The following is a 23753-nucleotide window of genomic DNA, read 5'->3' on the forward strand; positions in this document are numbered from 1 at the left end:
GGTCAGGGCATCTGCACCCGGACGCCGGCGGAGAACACCCCGCTGCGCAGCTCCAGCTGCCGAGGCGGGTCCCGCCCGTCGACCGTGAACACCAGCGGGAGCACCGCCCGGCTGCCCGCGGCCACCGGGTTGGCGAAGACGTCCCGGCCCAGGTTGGCCGCCCGGGTGGCGGGCTCGTCAGTGCTCACCCACCGACCACCCGGCAGGTAGGCGCGTTGCAGCTGGCCGTGCCACGGCTGCTCGGCCCCGGTGACGTTGCGCACACCCACGGTGGCCTGGCAGCGCCGACCCCCGGCCGGTGCCGCGCCGGACCCGTTCGCCGCACCCGCGGCGCACGACATCCGGTAGACGGTGAACTCGAACGCGGACTCCCGCAGCGGCACGCCCACCGGCCCGGAGACCCCGGTGCCCGTCCACGCGCCGCTTGTCGGCTGCTTCTGGGTGTCGATCGACGACACCTGCCGGGTCGCCGTCCAGCCGGCCGTGCCGATCACGCCCGCCAGAACCACCACCGCCGCGCCGACCAACAGCCAGACCGGAGGCGTGCGCCGCCGTCGGCTCGGGCTCGGACTCGCCGCACGCGGGTAGATCGTTCCGCGTCCATCGTCCGGCGTTCCGCTGCTGGCCAGGGCGGCGGCGGTCACCCGTCGTCCGCGCCGTCGCCGCCACACCCACGCCACGAGGGCGCTGAGCAGCACCAGGACGCCCAACCCGGCCAGCAGCACCGGATACCGCCGCCAGGGCGGCGCCTCGGTGATCTCGGCCGCCGGGGCGCCGCCCGCCTGCCAGGTGGCGCTGGCGCAGTCGTACGGCCGGGTGCCGTCACTCGTGAACGCGCAGGCCGGCGCGGTCAGCGGCTGGCCCGGCGCGGCCGCGGTCAGTGCGGTGCCCACCGTGGTGGTGCTGTGCGCGGGCAACCGCAACCGCCAGGTCACCTCGGCCGTGGACCCGCCGGAGCGGCTCGATCGCCCGCCCCCGCTGATCGCGGTGGGCGACGACCCGGACGGCAGCTCCTGGCGCACGGTGGTGTCGAGCGGTGAGTTACCCACGTTGCGGACGTGGATCCGGTACCGCGGCGCTGGACTGCTCTCCGTCGCGACCGCCACCGTGACGGGCGGCGGGGGCACGGACGCCGGTACCCGCGACGGCGGTGCCACCGCCGGTGGCGCCGAGGGCGGGGTGGGCTCCGCGCTCGCCGCGGCGGCTGGCGCCCGCGCGGCCACCGCCACCGGCGGCGGCGTGACCGCCGTCGGTCCGGGCGCCGACGCCGTCGGACGAGGCGTCGGCGCGGCTGGTGGTGGCGTGACGGCCGCCGGTGGTGGCGCGGTCGCGGCTGGTTGTGGCGTGACGGCCGCCGGTCGTGGCGCGGTCGCCGCCTCCGGGGCCACCGCGGGCAGGGCCGGCGCGGCGGCGAGGATGCCGAGGCAGTGTACGAACACCGCGAGGGCTCTGTGGTGTCGTGTCGATGCAGGCATACGAACGAACCTCCGGAGCCGACGCTAGGGGCGTCCGCCCTCCGTGCGGGTACGAAGTCGGGAAGCCCGCCCCCGCCGACCCGAGCTGCGCTAGGGTGCCGCGACGTGACGGGTTGCGCACACTCGGCGGCCGGTTGTGGCCGGTGACGACGCCGGCGGGGCTAGATTGGCCCGGTGCGTATCGCTCGTTTCGCTCATGCCAAGGGAATGTCGTTCGGAGCCGTCGAGGGCGAACCGGAGGCCGGGCCGCAGGGCCTGACCATCGCCGAGATCGAGGGTCATCCGTTCGGCCAGCTCTCCTTCAGTGGGGCCCGCTGGGCCCTCTCCGACGTCCGGCTGCTCTCGCCGATCCTGCCCAGCAAGGTGGTCTGCGTGGGCCGCAACTACGCCGACCACGCCGCCGAGCTGGGCAACGAGGTGCCCAAGGAGCCGTTGCTCTTCCTCAAGCCGTCCACCTCGGTGATCGGTCCCCGCGACGCCATCCGGTTGCCGATCTTCTCCAAGCAGGTCGAGCACGAGGCGGAGCTAGCGGTGGTGATCGGCGCGCCGGGCGCACGCCGGGCCGACCGGGCCGCCGCCGAGCGCGCCATCTTCGGCTACACCTGCGCCAACGACGTGACCGCCCGCGACCTCCAGCGCTCGGACGGGCAGTGGACCCGGGCCAAGGGCTTCGACTCGTTCTGCCCGATCGGTCCGTGGATCACCACCGGTCTGGACGTCTCCGACCTGGAGATCCGCTGTGAGGTGGGTCGCAACCCCGACGAGATGGAGGTACGCCAGCTCGGCCGGACGAAGGACATGGTCTTCGACGTGGCCGGCCTGGTGTCGTACATCTCCCACGTGATGACCCTGCTGCCCGGCGACGTGGTGCTCACCGGCACTCCGGCGGGGGTTAGCCCTCTCGTCGAGGGGGATACGGTCACCGTGCGGATCGAGGGCATCGGCGAGCTCAGCAACCCGGTGGTCCCCGTCGCCTGATCCGTCCGATGCCCCTGTTTCCGCAGCTCACGGGTGGTTCGGGGGGATCGGATTTGGCCTGTCGGCACCGGGAGGGTAATGTTCACTCCCGGCGCCGCAAGGGGCCAATGGGGTATGGGGTAATTGGCAGCCCGACTGATTCTGGTTCAGTTAGTCTAGGTTCGAGTCCTGGTACCCCAGCGCAGCTGGAATTCGCGAGAGTTCCAGACGCTGGATTCTGACGGAGTTCGACTCCGCCCCGAAGGGGGCGGAGAGTGGTCTCTGGTAGAGTGCAGCTCCTCCGCCTGTGAAGGTGGGGGAGCGAAAGTTGTTCTGGCCCCGTCGTCTAGCGGCCCAGGACGCCGCCCTCTCAAGGCGGTAGCGCCGGTTCGAATCCGGTCGGGGCTACATCTGTGCACAACCCGTCTCACCTCGGTGAGGCGGGTTGTTTCGTTGGTACGCACGGCCGTCCACGGTGCCACACCCCACGCTCGCCCCAGCGGACGGTGCCGCTAGACTACAGCGGCACCGCCTGCGAGGGTGGTGAACAGGAAAGTTCTGGCCCCGTCGTCTAGCGGCCCAGGACGCCGCCCTCTCAAGGCGGTAGCGCCGGTTCGAATCCGGTCGGGGCTACAAAACAAAGGCTCACCTCGCCGCGCGAGGTGAGCCTTTCCCGTACTCCCACCCACCCCCCCCCGGCCCCCACCCCGGCATCGTTGATCATGAAGTTATTGCCACCGAACACGGCGTGTTGTGGCAATAACTTCATGATCAACGCGGGAAGGGGGGTGGGGCAGGGGGCAGGGGGCAGGGGGCAGGGGGTAGGGGGCGGCGGGGTTAGAGGCCGGAGAGGCGTTGGCCGGCTCTTACTACCGCCATGGCGTGGCGTTCGCCGGGGCGGCGGCCGAGGCGCTCGATCGGGCCGGAGATGCTCACCGAGGCGATCACTCGCCCGGTGCGGTCGCGGATCGGGGCGGAGACGCTCGCCACACCGGCCTCGCGTTCGGCGACGCTCTGCGCCCAGCCGCGGCGGCGAACCTCGGCCAGGGTGCGACCGGTGAACTTGCTGCGCGGCAGCAGCGGCATGACCGCCTCCGGAGGCTCCCAGGCGAGCAGGATCTGGGCCGCCGAGCCGGCGGTCATCGGCAGCACCGAGCCGACCGGAACGGTGTCCCGCAGGCCGCTGGCGCGTTCCGCCGCCGCCACGCAGATCCGCTCGTCGGCGCGGCGCAGATAGAGCTGCGCGCTCTCACCGGTGGCGTCGCGCAGCGCGGCCAGCAGCGGCTCGGCGGCGGTCAGCAGGACGTCCGGCGCCGCGTTGGCCAGCTCGCCCAGCCGGGGGCCGGGACGCCAACGCCCCTGGGTGTCCCGGACGAGCATCCGATGGATCTCCAGTGCCTGTGCCAGCCGGTGCGCGGTGGCCCGGGGCAGCTTCGTGCGTTCAACGAGTTCGGCCAGGCTGGCGCCGTCGACACAGGCGGCCAGGATGACCACCGCCTTGTCGAGAACGCCGACACCGCTCATACTGTGTCCCACAAGCCGAAACTTACCTCCCAGAATTTAGGATGTCCAGATGGTGGGAGTCACTCCTGAGCCGAGGACCCTGGCCGAGAAGGTCTGGGACACGCACGTCGTACGGTCCGCCGCTGGTGAGCCGGATCTGCTCTTCATCGACCTGCACCTCCTGCACGAGGTGACCAGCCCGCAGGCGTTCGACGGGCTGCGGCTCGCCGGGCGCCGGGTGCGTCGTACCGACCTGACCCTCGCGACCGAGGACCACAACACCCCGACCGGGTACGCCGATCCGGCGTTCCGGCTCCGCCGCGGTGACCTGCTCACCATCGCGGACCCGACGTCGCGTACGCAGATCGAGACGCTGCGCCGCAACTGCGCCGAGTTCGGCGTGCGGCTGCACCCGCTCGGCGACGAGAACCAGGGCATCGTGCACGTCATCGGCCCGCAGCTCGGTGTCACCCAGCCCGGCATGACGATCGTCTGTGGCGACTCGCACACCGCCACCCACGGCGCGTTCGGCGCGCTCGCCTTCGGCATCGGCACCAGCGAGGTGGAGCACGTGCTGGCCACCCAGACGCTGCCGCAGAGCCGGCCGAAGACCATGGCCGTCAACGTCACGGGCCAGCTCGCCCCCGGCGTCACCGCCAAGGACCTGGTGCTCGCGCTGATCGCCCAGGTCGGCACCGGTGGGGGTCGCGGGCACATCGTCGAGTACCGCGGCGAGGCCATCCAGGCCCTCTCCATGGAGGGGCGGATGACGATCGCCAACATGTCCATCGAGTGGGGCGCCAAGGCCGGCATGATCGCGCCTGACGAGACGACCTTCGCGTACCTCAAGGGTCGGCCGAACGCGCCCCAGGGCGCGGACTGGGACGCGGCGGTGGCCTGGTGGCGGACGCTGCCCACCGACGAGGGCGCACGCTTCGACGCCGAGGTGACCCTGGACGCCAGCCGCGTCACCCCGTTCGTGACCTGGGGCACCAACCCGGGGCAGGGCGCGCCGCTGAGCGCGCCGGTGCCCGACCCGGAGGAGTTCGTCACCGACTCGGAGCGCGCCGCCGCCCGCCGCGCTCTGGAGTACATGGACCTGCGCCCCGGCACCCCGCTGCGGGACCTGCCGATCGACGTGGTCTTCGTGGGCTCCTGCACGAACGGCCGCCTGGAGGATCTGCGGGCCGCCGCCGACGTGCTGCGCGGTCACCGGGTCGCCGACTCCGTTCGGATGCTCGTGGTGCCCGGGTCCGCCGCCGTTCGGGAGGCCGCCGAGGCCGAGGGCCTGGACAAGGTCTTCGCCGACGCCGGCGCCGAGTGGCGGTTCGCCGGCTGCTCGATGTGCCTGGGCATGAACCCCGACACGCTCAAGCCCGGCGAGCGCTCGGCGTCCACCTCCAACCGCAACTTCGAGGGCCGGCAGGGCCGGGGTGGTCGTACCCACCTGGTCTCCCCGCCGGTCGCCGCCGCCACGGCCGTGGTCGGGCGGCTGGCCGCCCCTGCCGACCTGTAGAAGGGACTCCAGGAGATGGACAAGTTCACCACCCACACCGGCACGGCCGTACCGCTGCGCCGGTCCAACGTGGACACCGACCAGATCATCCCGGCCGTGTACCTCAAGAGGGTGACCCGGACCGGCTTCGCCGACGGGCTGTTCAACGCTTGGCGGGAAGACCCGGCATTCGTTCTCAACGATGAATCCTATTCCGGTGCGTCGATCCTCATCGCCGGTCCGGAGTTCGGCACGGGCTCCTCCCGGGAGCACGCCGTGTGGGCACTGCGCGACTGGGGCTTCCGCGCCGTGGTGGCCCCACGCTTCGGTGACATCTTCCGCGGCAACGCGCTCAAGGAGGGTCTGCTGCCGGTCGAGTTGGAATTGAAAGCCGTCGAGGAGTTGTGGGATCTCGTCGAGGCGGATCCGACCACTCCGGTGACCGTCGACCTGACCGCCCGACAACTCCGAGCCGGGGACGCGACCTGGTCGTTCCCGCTGGACGACTTCAGCCGGTGGCGGCTGTTGGAGGGCCTGGACGACATTGGACTCACCCTCCGCCACGCCGCCGACATCGACTCGTACGAGGCGTCCCGACTGCCGTTCCTGCCCTCGGTGGCATAGCCGTACGCGCGCCCGCACAGCGGAATTCGCCCCCACCGGTCCGACCGGCGGGGGCGAATCCGTTACGACACAAGGGCTTTTTTCCACCGAATGTTTGTGTCCAGGCAGCACAGGGCATACGGTGCGCGCAGAATGGCTCGCGTCGAGTCAGTTGCACAATCGGGAGGAAGTCGTGAACAAGGCCGAGCTCATCGAGGCGCTCGCCGTTCGCCTGGGGGACCGGAAGACGGCGACGGCCGCGCTCGACGCGGTCCTCACTGAGGTCCAGGCGGCGGTCACCAAGGGCGAGAAGGTGGCGATCACCGGATTCGGAGCATTCGAAAAGCGTGTGCGTGGCGCACGAACAGCGCGCAACCCGCGTACCGGCGAGGCGGTGAAGGTCAAGAAGACCTCCGTCCCGACCTTCCGCCCCGGCGCCGGGTTCAAGGAGATGGTGGCCAGCGGCAAGGTGCCGAAGGCCACGGTGGCGGCGAAGAAGACCGCCACCACCACGGCCAAGACCGCCGGCACCAAGGCGGCGGGCACCAAGGCGGCGGGCACCAAGGCCACCGCCACCAAGGCGGCCAGCAAGAAGACCGCCCCGGCCAAGGCGAGCAAGACCACCACCGCCGCCGCGACCAAGGCGGCAAGCAAGAAGACCGCCCCGGCCAAGGCGAGCAAGTCCACCACGGCGACCAAGACGGCCGCCAGCAAGAAGACCGCTCCGGCGAAGAAGACCGCCGCGGCGACCAAGTCCGCCACGGCGAAGAAGACCACCGCGGCGGCGAGCAAGAGCACGGCGGCCAAGAAGGCGCCCGCGAAGAAGGCTCCGGCCAAGAAGACGGCCAGCAAGCGCTGACCGCCTGTCCGCCCAGAGGGCGTCCACCGTCTCGGTGGGCGCCCTCTGCGCGTGCCGGGACCGTTGACCCGGCCGGGCCGTACGCGCAGAATCGCCGTGCCGGCCCCCCTGAGGGACCGGTCCGCCGACGGAAATGGGGCGCCGGTGCGCTATCGCCAGCTCACCACCGGGTCGCTCGCGCTGGGCGTCGTTCTGCTCATCGACGTGCTGCGCGTGTGGCTACCCGGCATCATCACCATCTTCGGGCAGGCCGCGTCCACCCCTGCGGAGTTGATGGGCGCGTTCGCGCTCGGCTGGTTCGTCCTGGCGTTGGCCGCGCCGGCACTGGTCCGGCGGGTGGGCCCTCGTTGGGTCGCCGGCACCGCCGCCGTGCTGCTGGCCGTTGCGCGGCTCGCGCTCACCAGCACCCCCGGCGGTCGGCCGCAGCTCTGGTTGGCCACCGCCGGTCTGCTCGCCGGCCTGGTCTGGTTGGTGGGTGTCGCCGGTGGCACCGACCGTCCGGTGCCGGGACTGGCCCTGGGGTTGGCGGTCAACGCCGCCGTGCACGCGATCCTGGACACCTACGACCTCGTGTGGCGGGGCGGCTGGGTGGCCTGGCTGCTCAGCGCCGTCGCGGTGGCGCTGTTCCTGCTCGGCACGGCGCTGACCACGGCGTTGCCCGCCGCGTCACCGGGTCCGGGTGGCGCCCGGTCGTGGCTGCTGGCCGGGCCGGTACTGCTGCTGGCCGGTATGGTGGCTCTCGCTCCGGCCCTGGCCGAGGCCGGAATGTCGTACCTGGTCGCCGGTGGCGACGTCGCCCGCTCACCGCTGTTCGGCCTGGCGCCGGTGCCGCTGGCGGTCGGCGGGTTCCTGCTGACGGCGCTGGCGGGCCCGACCCGACGGTGGGGCCGACCACTCGGGCCGGTGGCCCTGCTGACGGGCGTGGTGCTCTTCGCCCTCGACCGTGGCGACCTGCTCGTCGCGGCCATCCTGCTCACCGCCGTCGGCCTCGGCGCCTGCCTCGCCCATACCGACGCTCCGAGCCGCACCGAGGCCACCACCACCGACGCCGCCGCGGCCGAAGCCACCGACGCCGCCGACGTCGTTGGCGCCGAAGCAGGCCATGCGGGAGCGACAGGTGCGGACGACACCCGCCGAGCCGCGGCCCGCCGAGGGTACGCGGTCGCCGCCGGCATGTTGCTCTTCGTGCTGGGGGCGGTGGGCTACTACTCCGCCTACGACCTGGGCTACCCGAACGCGGCGGTGCCGGTGGTGGTGGCAGTGGTGGTAGCCGCCGTGGCCCTGGCCGCCCGTCCATCGGGCCACTGGCGTCCCGGCCCGCTTCCGCCGCTGCGGACCGCCGGCGCGGTCGCCGCGCTGGCTCTGCTCGCGCCGCTGCTGGCCGACGAGGTGGCGGTGGCGAGCAACCGGGAGGGTCCGCCGGAGCGGTTGCGGGTGGTGGCCTACAACATCCGGATGGGCTTCGGGTTGGACGGCCGGTTCGACCTGGCCGGGCTGACCGCCGCGATCGCCCGCCAGCGGCCCGATGTGGTGCTGCTCAGCGAGGTGGACAGGGGCTGGCTGCTCAACGGCGGCCACGACACGCTGGATCTCCTGTCCGACCGGCTCGGCATGCCGTACGTGTTCGGGCCGGCCGCCGACCCGGTCTGGGGTGACGCGGTGCTCAGCCGGTGGCCGGTCAGCGACCTGCGGTCCCGCTCGTTGGCGTCTCTCGGGGCGCCCACCGGAGCGCAGGCTCTCGCCGTCACCCTGGACCTCGGCGACGGCGTGCGTACCGCAGTGGTCAGCACCCACCTGCAACCGCCGCCCGACGCGGGCCCGGTGGCGCAGGCCCGCGCGGTCGCCGACTTCGCCCTCGGGTACGCGGCCGGCCGGCCGCTCGTGGTGGCCGGTGACCTGAACACCGAGCCGGGCGACGAGGCGTTCGAGCAGTTCACCCGGGCCGGTCTGGTCGACGCGTTGTCCGCTGCCCGGCCGCTGGCGACGAGCCCCGCCGACGATCCGCGCCAGCAGATCGACCACGTCTTCGTCTCGCCCGGCCTGGCCCCGAGCGACCCGGTCGCACCGCGCGGCGAGGCAAGCGACCACCTGCCGGTGGCGGTGACCCTCACCCTGCCGCCCCGCTGACCGCCGCCGCAGGGCGTGCGAGCCCACCGCCACCGACGGTTGGCGGCGAGCCGACGGGCCCGCGAGCCGGCCGTTACAGGCGGTCGGTGGCGAGCAGTCGGTCGCCGTCGAAGGCGAGCAGCCAACCGCCGCCCTTCGGGGTGGTGAAGTCCTCGTCGGCGCGGCCGGTCAGCTGCTCCAACGCGCCCGGCAGCACCTTGCCCTGGCTGCACACCGCCACCTGCCCGCCGGCGCAGGCCAGCTCCAGCAGTTGGGCGGCGGTGGCGAGCACCCGCTCGTCGCGTTGCTGACCCGGCTGCGGCTCGTCCAGGTCGCCGCAGACCTCGATGGGGAGGTCGAGCAGCGCGGCCGCCGGGTCCAGGGTCTGCACGCAGCGGCGCGGCGAGGCCGACAGGAGCCGGGCCGGCCGGACCACGGCGATCAGCGGTGCAAGAGCGTACGCCTGGGCCCAGCCCTCGGCGTCGAGCGGGCGGGCGGTGTCCGGGCCGCTCCAGGTGGCCCGTTTTCCGGCGTGGCCGTGCCGGACCAGCGCGACGGTCGCGGTCACCGGCGGCAGCCCGGCGAACGCGGCCAGCACCTCGGCGTCGTGCGGGTAGCTGACCAGTCGGATCGCGTCGTCCACGGCGAGCCACCGGATGTCGTCGACCTCGGTGCCCGGCTGGAAACCGCCGTCGGCGACCGCGAGCATCGACCAGTAGTCGACAAGCTTGGCCTGCCCCTCGCTGCGGTAGCGCGCCGACGGCAGCCGCACCTGCGGCACACCCCGCACGTCGGCCTCCTCGGCCACCTCCCGCACCGCCGCGACAAGCGGATGCTCGCCCGGTTCGAGCTTGCCCTTGGGCAGCGTCCAGTCCCCGTAGCGGGGGCGGTGCACGACGCACACCCGTACGCCGTCGGCTGTCGGTCGCCAGCAGACCCCGCCGGCAGCCCGGATGCCCGTCACGGCAACCATCTGGTCCGCCGTCGCCGGGTGGCCCGGTGCCACGCGGCGGGGAACCGGGCCCGCATCAGGAGGACCGTGTGGCGTTCCCGCTCGGCCAACCGCCCGGCGGTGACCGCCAGCTCGTGGTCCTCCGGCCGGTCGGCGGCGAGGGCGAGCCAGGTTTCGGCGGCCACGGCGGCGTCCTGGTGTTCGCCGAGCACGTCCTGGACGCCAGCCAACGCGCGGGCCAGCCGCCGTGCGTCCCTGCCGACGGCCGGGAGCACTGCGGTGACCGCGTAGCGGGCCTGCTTGCCCTCCTTGCGGACGGCGTGCCAGCGGTCGTCGGGGGCCGACGGGTCGAGCCCGTCCACGCCGTCCCGGCCGGCGAGCTGCCGCCAGGGGCGGGCCACCAGCTTCGGTAGCGTCCGCGCCGCGGGGGCTGCCGCCCGGCGGGTGAGCCGGGGCGCGCGGGCGGCCAGCACGAGGGAGTCCACCAGGGCCAGGTAACGCGGCGAGCGCAGCGCCTCGTCGATGGCGGCGTGCGCCTGCTGTTGCCGTTGCGCGAGCGCCTCGTCGAGCCGGTCCACCGCGCCCGCGTCGAGCGGGCTGAGCGGGTCGGCGGTCGCCGTGCGCCGCAGCCTGTCGCGCAGCACCTCGGCGTCGCGGGCCGCCCCGAGCACCCCGGCCAGCCAGCGCAACTCGTCGCGGAGGGGCCGCGCCCAGCTCCGGCGCACCAGCGGCCGGAAGGTGCGCAGGTCGCTGCGCAGCCGTCGGCAGGCCACCCGCATCTGGTGTACGGCGCTGTCGCCGCCGTCCGTCGAGGTGCGCAACCGCACCAGCGGGTCGTGCGCCAGGAGCCGGCCCACCTCCTTGCGAACCGCCTCGGTGACCAGTTCCCCGGCGCTCGGGTCGGCCGTCAGACCGCCCGGCCCGACCAGGTCGGGTTCGGACTGCGCCACAGCCCCCAACGCGCGTACGTGCTTCGGCGTGAACGAGCCGCCCCGCGCCCCGGCCTCGCGCAGCACGCCGCCGATCCGTTCGAGCAGCTTGCGGTCGCCGGCCTTCCGTTCGACCTCCACCTCGCGAAACGTGTCGGTGGCGGTGCCGGCGTCGTCGAGCACTGTCACCCGGTCGTCCACCACCTCGGCGAGCACCGTGCCGGCCCGGTCGCACACCTCGTGGGCGTGCCGGACGGTGCGGACGACGGTCACGGGCGCCAGCGGCGCGCCCCGATGCAGGGCGGTGACCAGCTCGACCAGCTCCGGCGGAGGCTGCCCGGCCGGGCCGGGGCGGGAGATCTCGTGCCGGACGCCGGGCGTGCCGGTGGGCAGCTTCACCGTCCACGGCAGCTCGTCACCCTCGCGGTGGCGCAGCGTCGCCCCGGCGCGGGCCAGCCGCAGGTCGACCGTGTCGAGGTAGCGGGCGACGAGCGTCACCGGTGGCAGCTCCCGGACCCGGCCGCCGACCGGGGCCACGGCGGACAGGTCCGGCAGCACGAAGCTGTCGTCCACCTCGTACTTCTGCTCCTCCTCGACCATCAGCTCAGCCTATGCCGCGATCGGTCAGCCGGCCGTGCCACCGACGCGGCGCAGCAGCAGTTCCTGCAGATGCACCCGGGCCGCCTCCTCGTCGCCGGTACGCCGCGTCCAGGTGCCGTCGCCGGCCAGCTCGAACGCGTCCACGTCCGGGCTCATCGCGGCGGTCAGCACGTGGTCCAGCTCGGCACGGGCGACCGGATCGGTCACCTGCACCAGCGCCTCCACCCGCCGGTCCAGGTTGCGGTGCATCAGGTCCGCCGAGCCCATCCAGAACTCGGCCTCGCCGTTGTTGCCGAACCGGAAGACCCGGGAGTGCTCCAGGAAACGGCCGAGGATCGAGCGGACCCGGATGTTCTCCGACAGCCCCGGCACCCCCGGGCGCAGCGTGCACATGCCCCGGATGAGCAGGTCGACGTGGACGCCGGCCTGGGACGCCCGGTAAAGCGCGTCGGTCACGCCCTCGTCGACCAGCGAGTTGACCTTGAACTGGACCAGGCCGGGCATGCCCAGCCGGACGTGCGCGATCTCCCGTTCGATGCGTTCGATGAGGCCGCTGCGGATGCCCTGCGGCGCGACCAGCAGCCGTCGGTACGCGGTCTGCCGGCTGTAGCCGGTCAGCACGTTGAACAGGTCGGTGAGATCCGCCCCGATCTCCGGGTCGGCGGTGAGCATGCCGAAGTCCTCGTACAGGCGGGCGGTCTTCGGGTGGTAGTTGCCGGTGCCGATGTGGCAGTACCGGCGGATCTGGTTCCCCTCCTGCCGGACCACAAGCGCGGTCTTGCAGTGCGTCTTGAGCCCCACCAGGCCGTACACCACGTGGCAGCCGGCGCGTTCCAGGGTGCGGGCCCAGCCGATGTTGGCGACCTCGTCGAAGCGGGCCTTCACCTCCACCAGCACCACCACCTGCTTGCCGGCGGCGGCCGCGTCGACGAGCGCGTCGACGATCGGCGAGTCCCCGCTGGTGCGGTAGAGGGTCTGCTTGATGGCAAGCACGTTGGGGTCGGCGGCCGCCTGTTCGATGAAGCGCTGCACGCTCGTGGCGAACGAGTGGTACGGGTGGTGCACCAGGATGTCCCCGTCGCGCAGGGTGGCGAAGACGCTGCGCGGTACCTCGCCCTCGGCGAGCCGGGGATGTGTGGCCGGCACGAACGGCGGGTCCTTGAGGTCGGGGCGGTCGGCCTCGCCGTACACCTGCCACAGCGCGGACAGGTCCAGCAGGCCCGGCACCCGCAGCACGTCCTGGTCGTCCATGTCCAGCTCGCGGACGAGCAGTTCCAGTACGTGGTCGGAGATCGAGGCGGCGACCTCCAGGCGGACCGGCGGCCCGAACCGGCGCCGGGCCAGCTCCCGCTCGAGGGCCTGGAGCAGGTCCTCGTCGCGGTCCTCGTCGACCTCCACCTCGGCGTTGCGGGTGACCCGGAACAGGTGGCACTCGACCACCTGCATGCCGCTGAACAGCTGACCCAGGTGCACGGAGATCAGGTCCTCCACCGGCAGCATCCGCACGCCCGGCTGGTCCCGGTCGACCCGCACGAAGCGCGGGACGTTGTTGGGCACCTTCACCCGGGCGAACAGCTCGGACCCGCCGTCCGGGTCGCGAACCGCCACCGCCAGGTTCAGCGACCGCCCGGAGATGTACGGGAACGGGTGCGCCGGGTCCACCGCGAGCGGGGTGAGCACCGGGAAGATGTGCTCCCGGAAGTAGGTGCGCAGCCGCTCCCGCTCGGGGCCGCCCAGTTCACCCCAGCGCAGGATGCGGATGCTCTCGTCGGCCAGCCGGGGCAGGACGTCGTCGACGAAGCAGGCGGCGTGCCTGGCGACCAGCTCGGCGGTCCGTTCGGCGATCAGCTCCAGCTGCGTACGCAGGGGCAGCCGGTCCCCGCCGCGCACCGGCAGGCCGGCGGAGAGCCGCCGCTTCAGGCCGGCGATCCGCACCATGTAGAACTCGTCGAGGTTGCTGGCGAAGATCGCCAGGAACTTGGCCCGCTCCAGCAGGGGGGTGCGCTGGTCCTCGGCGAGGGTGAGCACCCGCGCGTTGAAGTCGAGCCAGGACAGCTCCCGGTTGAGGAAGCGGTCCTCCGGCAGCGGGGGAGCAGCCGGCGGGTCGTCTTCCTCACCGCCGGCGGAGGGGCTGCCGGGCAGGGCCGCCCCGGCCGACGGGCCGTCGGTCTCCGTGGGAGGCACGCCGGACTCGATGACCTCGTCGAGCCCGGAGGAGGCCGCGCCGGGGTCGTCGGCGAGGGTGTCGGCGCGGGCGGCGCCGGCCCGTTCGGCCCGGGACGGGCGGAAACGACCGTCGGTGCCGCGGACGCGGGCGCCGTTGCGGGGGTCGGTGGCGGGAGGGGTGACCGGATGCTCGCGAGGGGTGCTCACCCGCTCATAATCACCCGATTCGAGTTAACGCAAAATGAACTTGGCCTCGCCAGCTCAGTTCATCGTCGGCAATGTCACCCGGACGACCTCGCCGTCGGGATCGGTGTCGATGCGGACCCGCTGGCCGAGGCGGAGCAGTCGCAGGCCGGAGGCGTCGAAGGCCCGGGCGGGAAAGCGCAGCTCGGTGCCGTCGTCGAGCAGCAGGACGCCGCTGCGCGTCGCCGCGTCGTAGGTGGCCACCGTGCCCTGCATGCTGGCACCGTACACCGGCGGGGGCGACTCGTTTCCGCGCGCCGGGCAGCCCGCGGCTCAGTTCGTTCAGCGCGCCGGGCAGCCGGCGGCGAGCAGCGCGGCGGTGCGCGGGCCCAGCCCGAGCCGCTCGGCGGCGGTCAGGTCCTCGGCGGTGTCCACGTCCCGCCGCAGGCTGGGCCAGTCGCCGGTCAGCGGCAGCGCCCCGCTCGCCGCGTGCGCCGCCGCCGACCCGACCCCGAACCGTGGGTCGAGGTCGACACCCGGCGGCGCGGCGAGCAGCACCGTCCCACCGCCGGGGGCGTCCGCCACGAACCGGCGTACCCCTTCGGTGGCGTGTTGCGCCGCGAGCAGCGCGTCGGCCAGCTCGGCCGGGCGCAGCGCCGGCAGGTCGGCGGTGAGCCCGGCCACCCACCGCCCGGGGGTTTGTGCCGCGCCGTGCCGGAACGCCGCGTTCAGGCCGGCGTCCGGCACGTCGGGCACCGTCCGCGCCCCGGCGGCCCGCGCCGCGGCCGCCACCCGTGCGTCGTCGGTCACCACCAGGGCCTCGGCGACCGCCGGGCAGGCCAGCACCGCGCGGAGCGTGTCGGCCGCCAGCGCCAGCGCCAGCTCCTCATGCGGTACGCCGGGCAGCGCGCCCCGCAGCCGGCTCTTGGCCGCGGCCAGACGCTTCACCGGCACCACCACGGCCCACCTCGGCTCACTCACGTCCGCAATCCTGCCAGCCGGACGACGGGACCCTCGCTGGCCGTACCGGGGGCGAGCAGGCATGATTTCCGCTGCGGGTGTCGCGGGTGGGGCCCGCGGCGGGTCGGGGCGCGACGAGGAGGCACAGTGGCACGGCGGAGGCTGGGGTTCTGGCAACGGTTCGCCGTGGGGCTGGTCAAGCCGGTGATGACCGTCTGGACCCGGCGGACCTGGCGTGGTCAGGAGCACCTCGCCTCCGACGGCGGGATGATCATCGTCGCCAACCACATCTCGCACGCCGACCCGCTGGTCTCCGCGCACTTCATCTACGACTCCGGGCGGTGGCCGCAGTACCTGGGCAAGGCCAGCGTGTTCCGGGTGCCGGTGGTCGGGTGGATCCTGCACCGCTGTCGGCAGATCCCGGTCGAGCGCGGCAGCGTGGACGCCGTCCGCTCGCTCGACAAGTCGATCGCCGCGCTCGACGAGGGGGGCGCGGTGGTGATCTACCCGGAGGGCACCACCACCCGGCAGCCGGACCTGTGGCCGATGAAGGCCAAGACCGGCGCCGCCCGGCTGGCCCTCGCCACCGGCGCGCCAGTGGTGCCGCTGGTGATGTGGGGACCGGAGCGGATCTTCGACCCGCGGACCAGCCGGCTGAACCCACGCCCCCGGATCCCGGTGACAGTGGTCGCCGGCGAACCTGTCGACCTGAGCCGCTGGGCGGGCGCTCCGCCGACCCGGGCCACCCTCGAGGAGATGACGGACGCCATCATGCTGCGGCTGCGGGACATGCTCGTCGAGATCCGTGGCGGCACCCCGCCGCCGTTGTGGGAGCGACCCACCCGGCCGTCCGTCGAGCGCCACCACGGTGAAGCGGCATGAGCGGCCACGTCGCGGTGCTGGGCGCCGGCTCCTGGGGCACCGCCTTCGCCAAGATCCTGGCCGACGCGGGGCGGGACGTGACCGTGTGGGCCCGCCGCGCCCCGGTGGCCGAGAGCATCCGCGCCGAGCGGCGCAACCCGGAGTACCTGCCGGACCTGCTGCTGCCCGCCCGGGTCACCGCCACCACCGACGCCGTCGAGGCGATCAGCGGCGCCGAGGTGGTGGTGCTGGCCGTGCCCTCGCAGACCCTGCGCGGCAACCTCGCCGAGTGGGCCGGGCACCTGCACCCGGACGCCACCCTGGTGTCGCTGATGAAGGGCATCGAACTCGGCACCACCAAACGGATGAGCGAGGTCATCGTCGAGACCGCCCGGGTGGCCGCGGACCGGGTGGTGGTGGTCTCCGGCCCGAACCTGGCCCCCGAGATCGCCGCCGAGCAGCCGGCCGCCACGGTGGTCGCCGGCACCAACAGCGACCGCACTGCCCTCGTGCAGTCGTCGATACGGACGCCGTACCTGCGGCCGTACACCAACGACGACGTGATCGGCTGCGAGCTGGGCGGCGCGGTCAAGAACGTGATCGCGCTGTCGTACGGCATCGCCACCGCGATGGGCTTCGGCGACAACACCCGAGCCATGCTGATGACCCGGGGGCTGGCCGAGACGGCCCGCCTCGGTGTGGCGCTCGGCGCGGACCCGATCACCTTCGCCGGCCTGGCCGGCATGGGCGACCTCGTCGCCTCCTGCTCGTCCCCGCTGGCCCGCAACCGCACCTTCGGCGAGCACCTGGGCCGGGGCGAGACGCTGGAGCAGGCGCAGGCCGCGACGCGGCAGACCGCCGAGGGAGTCAAGAGCTGCCTCGCGATCCGTGACCTGGCTCGCGCCCACGGGGTGGAGATGCCGATCACCGAGCACGTCGAACGGATCTGCCACGAGGGGATGGACCCGCGCCTCGCCGTGGACACGCTCATGAGCCGAACCGCCAAGCCCGAGTCGTACGAGTGAGGGAACCGATGAGCGAACTGGGAGACGGCACCCGCTGCGTACGCGCCGGCCTGCCCGAGCCGGCACCGGGTGACCCGTTCCTGCCCGGTCCGGTGTTCGCCGCGCCCTACCACCTCGACCCGTGGCAGGGCCAGGGCACGTCGCCGAACGGCTACGGCCGCCCCGACAACCCGACCCGGCGGCTGCTGGAGGCCGCCGTGGGTGAGTTGGAGGGCGGCGACTGCCGGGTCTTCGCCAGCGGTCAGGCCGCCATCACCGGGACGCTGCTCACCCTGCTGCGCCCGGGGGACACCGTGGTGCTGCCCTCCGACGGCTACTTCCCCGTCCGGGCGTTCGCCACCGCCGTGCTGGAGACGATTGGCGTGCGCGTGGTCTTCGTGCCGACCGTGGGCCCGTACCCGTCCTTCGAGGGGGTCCGGCTGGTGCTGGTGGAGACCCCGGCCAACCCGGGTCTCGACGTGGTGGACGTGGCCGCCCTGGCGGAGCGGGCGCACGCCGCCGGCGCCCTGCTCGCGGTCGACAACACCACTGCCACCCCGCTCGGACAGCGCCCGCTCGATCTCGGCGCCGACCTGGTGGTGGCCTCCGGCACCAAGGCGCTCACCGGCCACTCCGACCTGCTGCTGGGCTACCTGGCCAGCCGGTCCGCCGAGGTGATCGAGGCGGTGACGCTCTGGCGTACCGGCACCGGCTCGGTCCCGGGCGCGTTCGACGCCTGGTTGGCGCACCGGTCGCTGGCGACCCTCGACCTGCGGCTGGCACGGCAGAGCGCGAACGCCGCCGCCGTCGTCGATCTGCTGGCGGGCCGGCCGGACGTGACAGGTCTGCGCTGGCCGGGGCTGCCGGCCGACCCGGCGTACGCGGTGGCCTCGGCGCAGATGCGCCGGATGCCCGGGGTGCTCTCGTTCGACCTGGGCGACGCCGACCGGGTGGCCCGCTTCGTCGAGGCCGCGCGCCTGGTGGCGGCGGCCACCTCGTTCGGGGGTCTGCACACCACTGCGGACCGGCGGGCGCAGTGGGGGGACGACACCGCCCCCGGCTTCGTTCGGCTCTCCTGCGGTGTGGAGGACACGGCCGACCTGGTGGCCGACATCACCGCCGCCCTGGACGCCGCCGGGCCGGCCTGAGGGATCCTGTGACGTTGAGCGACCGATCCGCCCTGGTACGCCGGCTGCGCGCCGCCGGCTGCGTGTACGCCGAGGACGAGGCGGAGCTGCTGCTGGCCGCCGCGGACTCCCCGGCGACGCTTGCCGATCTGACCGCCCGCCGCGTGGCCGGCGAGCCACTGGAGTACCTGCTCGGTTGGGCCGAGTTCTGCGGCCTGCGGATCGCCGTCGACGCGGGCGTCTTCGTGCCGCGCGGCCGGACGGCCCTGCTTGTCGACGCGGCAGCCGAGCTGACCGGCCCGGCGCCGGCAGTGGTCGACCTCTGCTGCGGCTCCGGGGCCACCACCGTCGCGCTGGCACGCCGGCTCGCGCCGCGCTGGCTCGCCGCCGCCGACATCGACCCGGCCGCCGTGGCCTGCGCCCGCCGCAACCTCGCCGGTCTGCCCGTCGAGGTGTACGAGGGCGACCTGTTCGCGCCGCTGCCGCCGCGCTGGCGGGGGCGGCTCGACCTGGTGGTGGCGAACGCCCCGTACGTGCCCACCGACGCGGTGGCGCTGATGCCGCCGGAGGCGCGGCTGCACGAGGCCACGGTGGCGCTCGACGGCGGGCCGGACGGGCTCACCGTGCTGCGCCGGGTGGGCGTCGACGCGGCGCACTGGCTGGCACCCGGTGGACACCTGGTCGTCGAGGCCGGCACCACGCAGACCGACGCGCTCTGCGACGCGTTCCGCGCGGCCGGGCTGGTTCCGAGCGTGCGGCACGACGAGGATCGGGACGCCACTGCGGTAACCGCCCGCCGCCCGGCCTGAGCTCGCCCGTGGGCGGGGGACAGCGACTCGGGGTGTCGCCGGGGCTCGACGGGTACCCCCAACCCGGTTTCGGTGGGCGGGCGTGGCGGGGGAGCGGGGTTGGCACTAGCCTCGGCTCACACTCACGAGGGCGGGAGGCGGTTTCGGTGGGCAGCGCAGGGGTGCCGGTGGTCGTCGGCCTGGACAACGGTGGCACCAGCAACAACGCCACCGTGCTGACGGTGGACGGCCGTTTCCTGGTCGACGGCCTGCTGGAGATTCCCAGCGAGGTACGCGCCGGGCCGGACGCGGCGATCGAGGCGCTGGCCCGGGCGCTGGACGGTGCCCTGGCGCAGACCGGCGTGCCGCGCGAGTTGGTCCGGGCGGTCGGGCTGGACACGCCCGGCCCGGCCAGCGCCACGGGCGTCATCTCGTCGCGCGGCTCGACCAACTTCTCCCAGCCGGCCTGGCGCGGCTTCGACGTGCGGGGGGCGCTCCAGCGGCGGCTGGGCCTGCCGGTGATCTACCACAACGACGGCAACGCGGCCGCGCTCTACGCCCACCACGTGTACTTCGGCGACGAGGCGATGAGCCGCTCGTCGGTTTCGGCGATCGTCGGCACGGGCCTCGGCGGTGGGGTGATCGAGAGCGGCAAGGTGATCGCCGGCGCGGCCGGGATGGCCGGCGAGCTGGGCCACGTGCACATCCCGCTGAACGGGCTGCTCGGCCCGGGGCAGTCGGAGCCCACCTGCGCCTGCGGCTTCACCGGCGACGTGGAGAGCGTCGCCTCGCTCACCGGTATCGAGCGCAACCTGCTGCCGTACTGGCTGACCCGCCATCCCGACCACCCGCTGGCCGCCGAGCCGGTGGCGCGGGCGGCGAAGCTCGTGCGGGGCTACGGCGAAGCCGGTGACGAACTGGCCCGTGGCCTCTTCACCCAGCAGGCGATGGCGCTGGGCCGCCTGTTCACCGTGGCCGCCAACTTCACCGACCCGCACGCGTACTTCGTGGGGGGCGGGGTGGTCGAGGCGGCGCCGGAGTTCCGCGACTGGTTCCTGGCGACGGTCCGCGAGCACACAGTCCTGCGCGAGGAGCAGGCCGCGGTGGCCACCTTCGCGCTGGTGCCGGACCGCGACATGGCCGGGGCCCGGGGTGTGGCGATCGCCGCCCTGGAGGCGCTGCGCGCGGTGCCGGAGCCCCGGCCGCTGGTCGCCTGAGTTTCCGCTCGTCGGCCGGGCCCGCTCGCCTGAGAGTCCCCTTCCGCGCCCGCGCCCCGCTGATCGGGCGGTGACGGCCCGGTCAGCGGGGCGCGGGGTGGTCGCGGTCGCGCGCTCCGGTCAGGGGCGTGGCGGAGCCTGGGCGAAGGCCGCCCAGGCCGCCGGGGGGAACAGCAGGGCCGGGCCGGTCGGGTCCTTGGAATCGCGGACGGCCACCAGTCGGGGGATCGTGGCCACCTCCACGCAGGCGCCCTCATCGCCGCTACGGCTGCTCTTGCGCCACGCCGCCGCGGCCAACGCCGCTGTGATCGTCGGTGTCATCGGTCCTACCGTCCCTTCAGGACTGACAGGAGCATCGCCCGGCTGTCCGCCGGACTGAGCGCCACGCTGCGCAGATGCTCCATGATCTTGGTGCAGGTACGTGTCTCGCCCGCGCGGTCGAGGATCATCTGACCGGCGACGGTCTCCACCGAGGCGATGATCGGGTCCTCCGGGTCGGCGAACTCCAGGATGTGCAGCGAGCCTCGGGTGCCCCGGTGGTAACCGGCGGAGAGTGGGATCACCTGGACGGTGATGTTGGGCAGTTCGGCCATCTTGACGAGGTGCCGTAGCTGGCCGTCCATCACCGACGGGTCGCCGACCGGGCGCAGCAGCGCGCCCTCGTCGATGATCGCGTCGAGGATGGGTGGTGTTTCGGCGGTGAGCCGCACCTGGCGGTCGAGGCGGACCTTGACCCGCTGCTCGACCAGCTCGTCGCTGAGGGTGTGCGGGCCGCCGCGCATCACGCCGCGGATGTAGTCGGCGGTCTGCAGCAGGCCGGGCACCACCGACGGCTCGAAGTTGGCGATGGCGGTGGCCTCCGCCTCCAGGGCGATGAAGTCGATGGTGCGCGGGTCGAGCAGGTACGAGTACGACACCCACCAGCCCGGTTTGCGGGCGTCCTTGGCGAGCTGCACCGCGGCGGCCACCTCCTCGGAACTCACCCCGTACGAGGTGAGCAGGGCGCGCACGGTGGCCGGGCTGATGAGCGTCTGGGCGTTCTCGTAGCGGGAGAGGGTGCTGCGGGTGCTGTTGATCTCATCCGCGGCGGTCTCCAGTGTCAGCCCGGCGGCTTCCCGGTGGTGGCGCAGGGCGATGCCGAGTCGGCGGGCGCGGGCGGTCTTCGGGGCCATGCATCGATGGTCGCACACATTCATGGGAACGGGTACATGAGAGATGGGCGATGAGAGTTGCATTCATGGCTGTAGACGTGTCAATCTGTCATCGCGTCCTCACCGCCGGTTGTCGTGGCGACGGTGGTGGTGAGCGACCGGAGGGGATAGGGCGCGCGGTGATCGGGTTTCTCCCCCGTACCCGATCGCCGCGTGCCGCCCGTTCGAGCCCGCCGGAAGGAGACGACGTGCGTACCGTTCCGAAGTCTCTCGCCGCGCAGCACGAGGTCCGGCGATGACCCGCTTCCTGGTCGTGCTCACGGACGTGCGTCCCGTCGAGGGCATCGACCGCAACGAGCGCGTCGCCCCCGAACGCCGCCGCCAGGTGGTCGGTGCCAGCAGCAGGGAGGCCGCCGACCGGATCGCCGGGGCGTTCATGGCGCTCGGCATGGTGCGGGCCGGCCGGCAGCGGGTGAAGGTGATCGCGGTCGGCCGGCGGCACACCGGGGACTGAACAGCCCTCGAAGCGTTCCGTCACGCACCGTATATACTCTGTTGACCGATTGCCGTGTCGGTCCGTGGCTCGCCGGGTATCGCCCCGCCTGATCGCCACGCACAGTAAGGTCAACCGCGTGAGCGCCACCGGCGAGCACGACCAGCCGCAGTCGCGTACGAAGAGGTGACCGGAGTGACCACCCCAGGCAAGACCCGCGTGGCGATCGTCTTCGGCGGCCGCAGCCCGGAGCACGGCATCTCCTGCGTCAGCGCCGGCAGCGTGTTCGGCGCACTCGACCCGGACGAGTACGAGGTGGTGCCGGTGGGCATCACGCGCGCCGGCCAGTGGGTCCTGACCAACGGCGATCCGGCCCAGCTCGCCATCAACGCCCGCCAGCTGCCGGAGATCACCGCCGACTCCGGCGCGGACATCGTGCTGCGCGCCGACCCGACCGGCAACGGGCTGATGGTGCTCGACCCGACCGAGGGCCCTCGGGCGCTTGCCGACGTGGACGTGGTCTTCCCGGTCCTGCACGGCACGTACGGCGAGGACGGCACCATCCAGGGCATGCTGGAGATGGCCGGCATCCCCTACGTGGGGGCGAACGTGTTCGCGTCCGCAGCGGCGATGGACAAGGAGTTCACCAAGAAGCTCTGCGCGGTCGAGGGCATCCCGGTCGGCGCGTACGCGGTGCTGCGCAACGGGATGACACTGGGCGAGCAGGACAAGGAGCGGCTCGGCCTGCCGGTCTTCGTCAAGCCGTCCCGCGCCGGGTCGTCGTTCGGCATCACCCGCGTCACCGACTGGGCCGACCTGGACGCGGCGGTCGCCACCGCCCGGCAGTTCGACCCGAAGGTCATCATCGAGGCCGCGATCGTCGGCCGCGAGATCGAGTGCGGCGTGCTGGAGGGCGAGGCCGGTGGTGCCCCCGAGGCGTCCGTGCTGGCCGAGGTGCGGGTCGTCGCCGACCACGACTTCTACGACTTCGAGGCCAAGTACCTCGACGACTCCTGCGAGTACGACATCCCGGCCGGGCTGCCGGATCGGGTGACCCGCCAGGTGCAGGAGTACGCCGTCCGCGCGTTCACCGCGCTGGACTGCGCCGGCCTGGCCCGGGCCGACTTCTTCGTCACCCCCGAGCTGGACGTCTACCTCAACGAGATCAACACGATGCCCGGGTTCACCCCGACGTCGATGTTCCCGCGGATGTGGGCGGCCTCCGGCCTGGAGTATCCCAAGCTGGTCAACCGGCTGATCCGTACCGCCCAGCGGCGCGGCGTCGGCCTGCACTGAGCCGCCGGCCTCGACGCGCGGCCGGCTGTTGCGGGCCGCGCGTCAGTGGATCAGCTCTGGCAGCCGGCGGGGACGGCGCCGCCGGAGGGCACCGACGCCACGATCGCACTGGAGATCGGCGAGGCCCACTGCAACGGCTGTTCGTACGAGCGCGGGATACGGACGGTGACAGGCGTCTCCCGGTCGACGGTGGTGAGCACCGTCACGTCGGCCTCCTCGACGGGGTGCCAGCAGACGCGATTCACCATCCAGACCTCGTCGGTGGCCGGAACTGTCGGTTTGGTGCCCCCACAGGCCACGGTGAGCGCGGGGTCGCCGTACGCGGCGTTCTGCTCCGGACCCGCGGTGACCGGGCGCTGGGACAGCTCACGGATGGTCTGCGGCAACTGCGAGAGCAGCGCGCGGCAGACCGTGGCCGGACGCTCGGCCAACGCGGGGGCGGCCATCTCGACCGGAGCGGTGGACTGCACGCGTGCGGTGCTCGGCGAGGGGCTCGGCGCGGCGGCCGGCGTGTCCGGGGCGAGCTTGGCGAAGGCCAGCACGGCGACCAGCAGCGTGACCGGCAGCGCGATCAACGTGGCCAGCAGGGCGGCGCCCCGAATGGTCCGGTCCCGGCCGGCCGGCGCGTCGGCGCCCGGGTCGGCGCTCTCGCGGATACCGTCAGCCGGCTCGGGCGTTCCGCCAGTCGGCTCGCCGTTCCCGGCAGCCGGCTCGCGGTTCCCGTCGTCGTCCAGGGCAGCCGAGGAGGTCGTCATCTCGTCCACTTACAGCCGCACCACCGAACACGTGAGGGTGCGGGTGATGCCGGGCACCATCTGCACCTTGCTGACGATCAGTTTGCCGAGCTCGTCGACGGTGTTCGCCTCGGTGAGGACGACCACGTCGTACGGCCCGGTGACGGCGTCGACGCGTACCACGCCGGCGATGTCCGCGATGAGACCCGCCACGTCACGTGCGCGGCCGACCTCGGTCTGGATGAGGATGTACGCCTGTACCACGACTCGACCTCCGTCCGTCGCCGCCCGGGA

At 73.3% G+C, this 23753-nt stretch carries 23 protein-coding genes and 3 tRNA genes; 15 read left to right on the forward strand and 11 right to left on the reverse strand.

Features of this window, described 5'->3' with window-relative positions; translation table 11 throughout:
• Window positions 1-2 precede the first annotated feature (2 nt).
• Window positions 3-1475 carry a hypothetical protein gene (locus ACGFIE_RS14185; protein ID WP_393294436.1) on the reverse strand — a complete coding sequence of 491 codons (1473 nt, stop codon included), beginning with the start codon at window positions 1473-1475 and terminating at the stop codon, window positions 3-5.
• Window positions 1476-1649: 174 nt separating this feature from the next.
• Here ACGFIE_RS14185 and ACGFIE_RS14190 point away from each other — a divergent pair, with 174 nt between their 5' ends.
• The 4 genes from ACGFIE_RS14190 to ACGFIE_RS14205 all read left to right on the forward strand — a co-directional run bounded on the left by ACGFIE_RS14190 (window position 1650) and on the right by ACGFIE_RS14205 (window position 3065).
• Window positions 1650-2453: a fumarylacetoacetate hydrolase family protein gene (locus ACGFIE_RS14190; RefSeq protein ID WP_234591312.1), complete on the forward strand. Its 804-nt coding sequence runs from the start codon at window positions 1650-1652 to the stop codon at window positions 2451-2453.
• A gap of 108 nt (window positions 2454-2561) precedes the next feature.
• Window positions 2562-2633: transfer RNA gene (locus ACGFIE_RS14195), tRNA-Gln, on the forward strand.
• Window positions 2634-2767: 134 nt separating this feature from the next.
• Window positions 2768-2840 (forward strand) — tRNA-Glu (locus tag ACGFIE_RS14200).
• A gap of 152 nt (window positions 2841-2992) precedes the next feature.
• Window positions 2993-3065, forward strand: a tRNA-Glu gene (locus tag ACGFIE_RS14205).
• A gap of 204 nt (window positions 3066-3269) precedes the next feature.
• Here ACGFIE_RS14205 and ACGFIE_RS14210 read toward each other — a convergent pair.
• Window positions 3270-3956 (reverse strand): IclR family transcriptional regulator, encoded by a 687-nt coding sequence (locus ACGFIE_RS14210; protein WP_007456408.1) that lies wholly within the window; start codon window positions 3954-3956, stop codon window positions 3270-3272.
• Between the two features lie 49 nt (window positions 3957-4005).
• Here ACGFIE_RS14210 and leuC point away from each other — a divergent pair, with 49 nt between their 5' ends.
• From leuC to ACGFIE_RS14230, 4 genes are all read left to right on the forward strand, one after another.
• A complete protein-coding gene (gene leuC / locus ACGFIE_RS14215; RefSeq protein ID WP_393294438.1) occupies window positions 4006-5451 on the forward strand; it encodes a 3-isopropylmalate dehydratase large subunit in 1446 nt (481 codons plus the stop codon).
• A 15-nt stretch (window positions 5452-5466) separates the two neighbouring features.
• Window positions 5467-6054: a 3-isopropylmalate dehydratase small subunit gene (gene leuD / locus ACGFIE_RS14220; protein ID WP_363679348.1), complete on the forward strand. Its 588-nt coding sequence runs from the start codon at window positions 5467-5469 to the stop codon at window positions 6052-6054.
• A 172-nt stretch (window positions 6055-6226) separates the two neighbouring features.
• The gene (locus ACGFIE_RS14225; protein WP_393294441.1) at window positions 6227-6892 is read left to right on the forward strand and encodes an HU family DNA-binding protein; all 666 of its coding nucleotides are present in this window, start codon (window positions 6227-6229) and stop codon (window positions 6890-6892) included.
• 144 nt (window positions 6893-7036) lie between these two features.
• Window positions 7037-9019, forward strand: coding sequence for an endonuclease/exonuclease/phosphatase family protein (locus ACGFIE_RS14230; RefSeq protein ID WP_393294443.1), 1983 nt, complete (start codon window positions 7037-7039; stop codon window positions 9017-9019).
• Between the two features lie 73 nt (window positions 9020-9092).
• Here ACGFIE_RS14230 and ACGFIE_RS14235 read toward each other — a convergent pair whose 3' ends face one another.
• From ACGFIE_RS14235 to cofC, 5 genes are all read right to left on the reverse strand, one after another.
• Complete coding sequence (locus ACGFIE_RS14235; protein WP_393294445.1) at window positions 9093-9971, reverse strand: NUDIX domain-containing protein; 879 nt, start codon at window positions 9969-9971, stop codon at window positions 9093-9095.
• A complete protein-coding gene (locus ACGFIE_RS14240) occupies window positions 9959-11479 on the reverse strand; it encodes a CHAD domain-containing protein (protein ID WP_393294447.1) in 1521 nt (506 codons plus the stop codon). The genes ACGFIE_RS14235 and ACGFIE_RS14240 overlap by 13 nt, the downstream gene beginning before the upstream one ends.
• 24 nt (window positions 11480-11503) lie before the next feature.
• Window positions 11504-13852, reverse strand: a complete 2349-nt coding sequence (locus ACGFIE_RS14245; RefSeq protein WP_393294449.1) for an RNA degradosome polyphosphate kinase — start codon at window positions 13850-13852, stop codon at window positions 11504-11506.
• 54 nt (window positions 13853-13906) lie between these two features.
• Window positions 13907-14104 carry a cold-shock protein gene (locus tag ACGFIE_RS14250; protein ID WP_363679360.1) on the reverse strand — a complete coding sequence of 66 codons (198 nt, stop codon included), beginning with the start codon at window positions 14102-14104 and terminating at the stop codon, window positions 13907-13909.
• 66 nt (window positions 14105-14170) lie between these two features.
• The gene (gene cofC / locus ACGFIE_RS14255; RefSeq protein ID WP_393294451.1) at window positions 14171-14809 is read right to left on the reverse strand and encodes a 2-phospho-L-lactate guanylyltransferase; all 639 of its coding nucleotides are present in this window, start codon (window positions 14807-14809) and stop codon (window positions 14171-14173) included.
• Between the two features lie 126 nt (window positions 14810-14935).
• On the opposite strand from cofC, the gene ACGFIE_RS14260 reads away from it, so the two are divergent.
• From ACGFIE_RS14260 to ACGFIE_RS14280, 5 genes are all read left to right on the forward strand, one after another.
• Window positions 14936-15670, forward strand: coding sequence for a lysophospholipid acyltransferase family protein (locus ACGFIE_RS14260; protein ID WP_363679364.1), 735 nt, complete (start codon window positions 14936-14938; stop codon window positions 15668-15670).
• Window positions 15667-16674, forward strand: coding sequence for an NAD(P)H-dependent glycerol-3-phosphate dehydrogenase (locus ACGFIE_RS14265; protein ID WP_363679366.1), 1008 nt, complete (start codon window positions 15667-15669; stop codon window positions 16672-16674). The genes ACGFIE_RS14260 and ACGFIE_RS14265 overlap by 4 nt, the downstream gene beginning before the upstream one ends.
• An 8-nt stretch (window positions 16675-16682) precedes the next feature.
• The gene (locus tag ACGFIE_RS14270; protein ID WP_393294454.1) at window positions 16683-17801 is read left to right on the forward strand and encodes a cystathionine gamma-lyase; all 1119 of its coding nucleotides are present in this window, start codon (window positions 16683-16685) and stop codon (window positions 17799-17801) included.
• A gap of 8 nt (window positions 17802-17809) precedes the next feature.
• Entirely contained in the window at window positions 17810-18589 is a 780-nt protein-coding gene (locus ACGFIE_RS14275) for a putative protein N(5)-glutamine methyltransferase (RefSeq protein WP_393294456.1), read from the forward strand.
• A 146-nt stretch (window positions 18590-18735) separates the two neighbouring features.
• Window positions 18736-19785, forward strand: a complete 1050-nt coding sequence (locus ACGFIE_RS14280; RefSeq protein ID WP_393294458.1) for an ROK family protein — start codon at window positions 18736-18738, stop codon at window positions 19783-19785.
• A 120-nt stretch (window positions 19786-19905) separates the two neighbouring features.
• On the opposite strand, the gene ACGFIE_RS14285 is transcribed toward ACGFIE_RS14280, so the two are convergent.
• Together ACGFIE_RS14285 and ACGFIE_RS14290 are read right to left on the reverse strand one after the other, a co-directional pair.
• Window positions 19906-20106 (reverse strand): DUF397 domain-containing protein, encoded by a 201-nt coding sequence (locus tag ACGFIE_RS14285; RefSeq protein WP_393294460.1) that lies wholly within the window; start codon window positions 20104-20106, stop codon window positions 19906-19908.
• Between the two features lie 5 nt (window positions 20107-20111).
• A complete protein-coding gene (locus ACGFIE_RS14290; protein WP_393294462.1) occupies window positions 20112-20957 on the reverse strand; it encodes a helix-turn-helix domain-containing protein in 846 nt (281 codons plus the stop codon).
• 274 nt (window positions 20958-21231) lie between these two features.
• On the opposite strand from ACGFIE_RS14290, the gene ACGFIE_RS14295 reads away from it, so the two are divergent.
• Window positions 21232-21450 carry a hypothetical protein gene (locus ACGFIE_RS14295; protein WP_363679378.1) on the forward strand — a complete coding sequence of 73 codons (219 nt, stop codon included), beginning with the start codon at window positions 21232-21234 and terminating at the stop codon, window positions 21448-21450.
• Window positions 21451-21624: 174 nt separating this feature from the next.
• Window positions 21625-22725, forward strand: coding sequence for a D-alanine--D-alanine ligase family protein (locus ACGFIE_RS14300; RefSeq protein ID WP_393294464.1), 1101 nt, complete (start codon window positions 21625-21627; stop codon window positions 22723-22725).
• Between the two features lie 50 nt (window positions 22726-22775).
• Here the strand turns inward: ACGFIE_RS14300 and ACGFIE_RS14305 are convergent, their stop codons facing one another.
• On the reverse strand, window positions 22776-23480 hold the full coding sequence (locus ACGFIE_RS14305) for a DUF3515 family protein (protein WP_393294466.1): 705 nt from the start codon (window positions 23478-23480) through the stop codon (window positions 22776-22778).
• 9 nt (window positions 23481-23489) lie between these two features.
• The gene (locus tag ACGFIE_RS14310; protein WP_007456453.1) at window positions 23490-23723 is read right to left on the reverse strand and encodes an Lrp/AsnC ligand binding domain-containing protein; all 234 of its coding nucleotides are present in this window, start codon (window positions 23721-23723) and stop codon (window positions 23490-23492) included.
• Window positions 23724-23753: the final 30 nt, after the last annotated feature.

It is taken from the genome of Micromonospora sp. NPDC049275 (assembly GCF_043197115.1).
Taxonomy (GTDB): domain Bacteria; phylum Actinomycetota; class Actinomycetes; order Mycobacteriales; family Micromonosporaceae; genus Micromonospora.

Bases quoted from the DNA above. Each gene is read 5' to 3' on its own strand.
- ACGFIE_RS14265 (WP_363679366.1), top strand. From the start codon at position 15,667: ATGAGCGGCCACGTCGCGGTGCTGGGCGCCGGCTCCTGGGGCACCGCC.
- ACGFIE_RS14290 (WP_393294462.1), bottom strand. From the start codon at position 20,957: ATGGCCCCGAAGACCGCCCGCGCCCGCCGACTCGGCATCGCCCTGCGC.
- ACGFIE_RS14185 (WP_393294436.1), bottom strand. From the start codon at position 1,475: ATGCCTGCATCGACACGACACCACAGAGCCCTCGCGGTGTTCGTACAC.
- leuD (WP_363679348.1), top strand. From the start codon at position 5,467: ATGGACAAGTTCACCACCCACACCGGCACGGCCGTACCGCTGCGCCGG.
- leuC (WP_393294438.1), top strand. From the start codon at position 4,006: ATGGTGGGAGTCACTCCTGAGCCGAGGACCCTGGCCGAGAAGGTCTGG.
- ACGFIE_RS14305 (WP_393294466.1), bottom strand. From the start codon at position 23,480: ATGACGACCTCCTCGGCTGCCCTGGACGACGACGGGAACCGCGAGCCG.
- ACGFIE_RS14270 (WP_393294454.1), top strand. From the start codon at position 16,683: ATGAGCGAACTGGGAGACGGCACCCGCTGCGTACGCGCCGGCCTGCCC.
- ACGFIE_RS14210 (WP_007456408.1), bottom strand. From the start codon at position 3,956: ATGAGCGGTGTCGGCGTTCTCGACAAGGCGGTGGTCATCCTGGCCGCC.
- ACGFIE_RS14295 (WP_363679378.1), top strand. From the start codon at position 21,232: ATGACCCGCTTCCTGGTCGTGCTCACGGACGTGCGTCCCGTCGAGGGC.
- ACGFIE_RS14250 (WP_363679360.1), bottom strand. From the start codon at position 14,104: ATGCAGGGCACGGTGGCCACCTACGACGCGGCGACGCGCAGCGGCGTC.
- ACGFIE_RS14235 (WP_393294445.1), bottom strand. From the start codon at position 9,971: ATGGTTGCCGTGACGGGCATCCGGGCTGCCGGCGGGGTCTGCTGGCGA.
- ACGFIE_RS14240 (WP_393294447.1), bottom strand. From the start codon at position 11,479: ATGGTCGAGGAGGAGCAGAAGTACGAGGTGGACGACAGCTTCGTGCTG.
- ACGFIE_RS14285 (WP_393294460.1), bottom strand. From the start codon at position 20,106: ATGACACCGACGATCACAGCGGCGTTGGCCGCGGCGGCGTGGCGCAAG.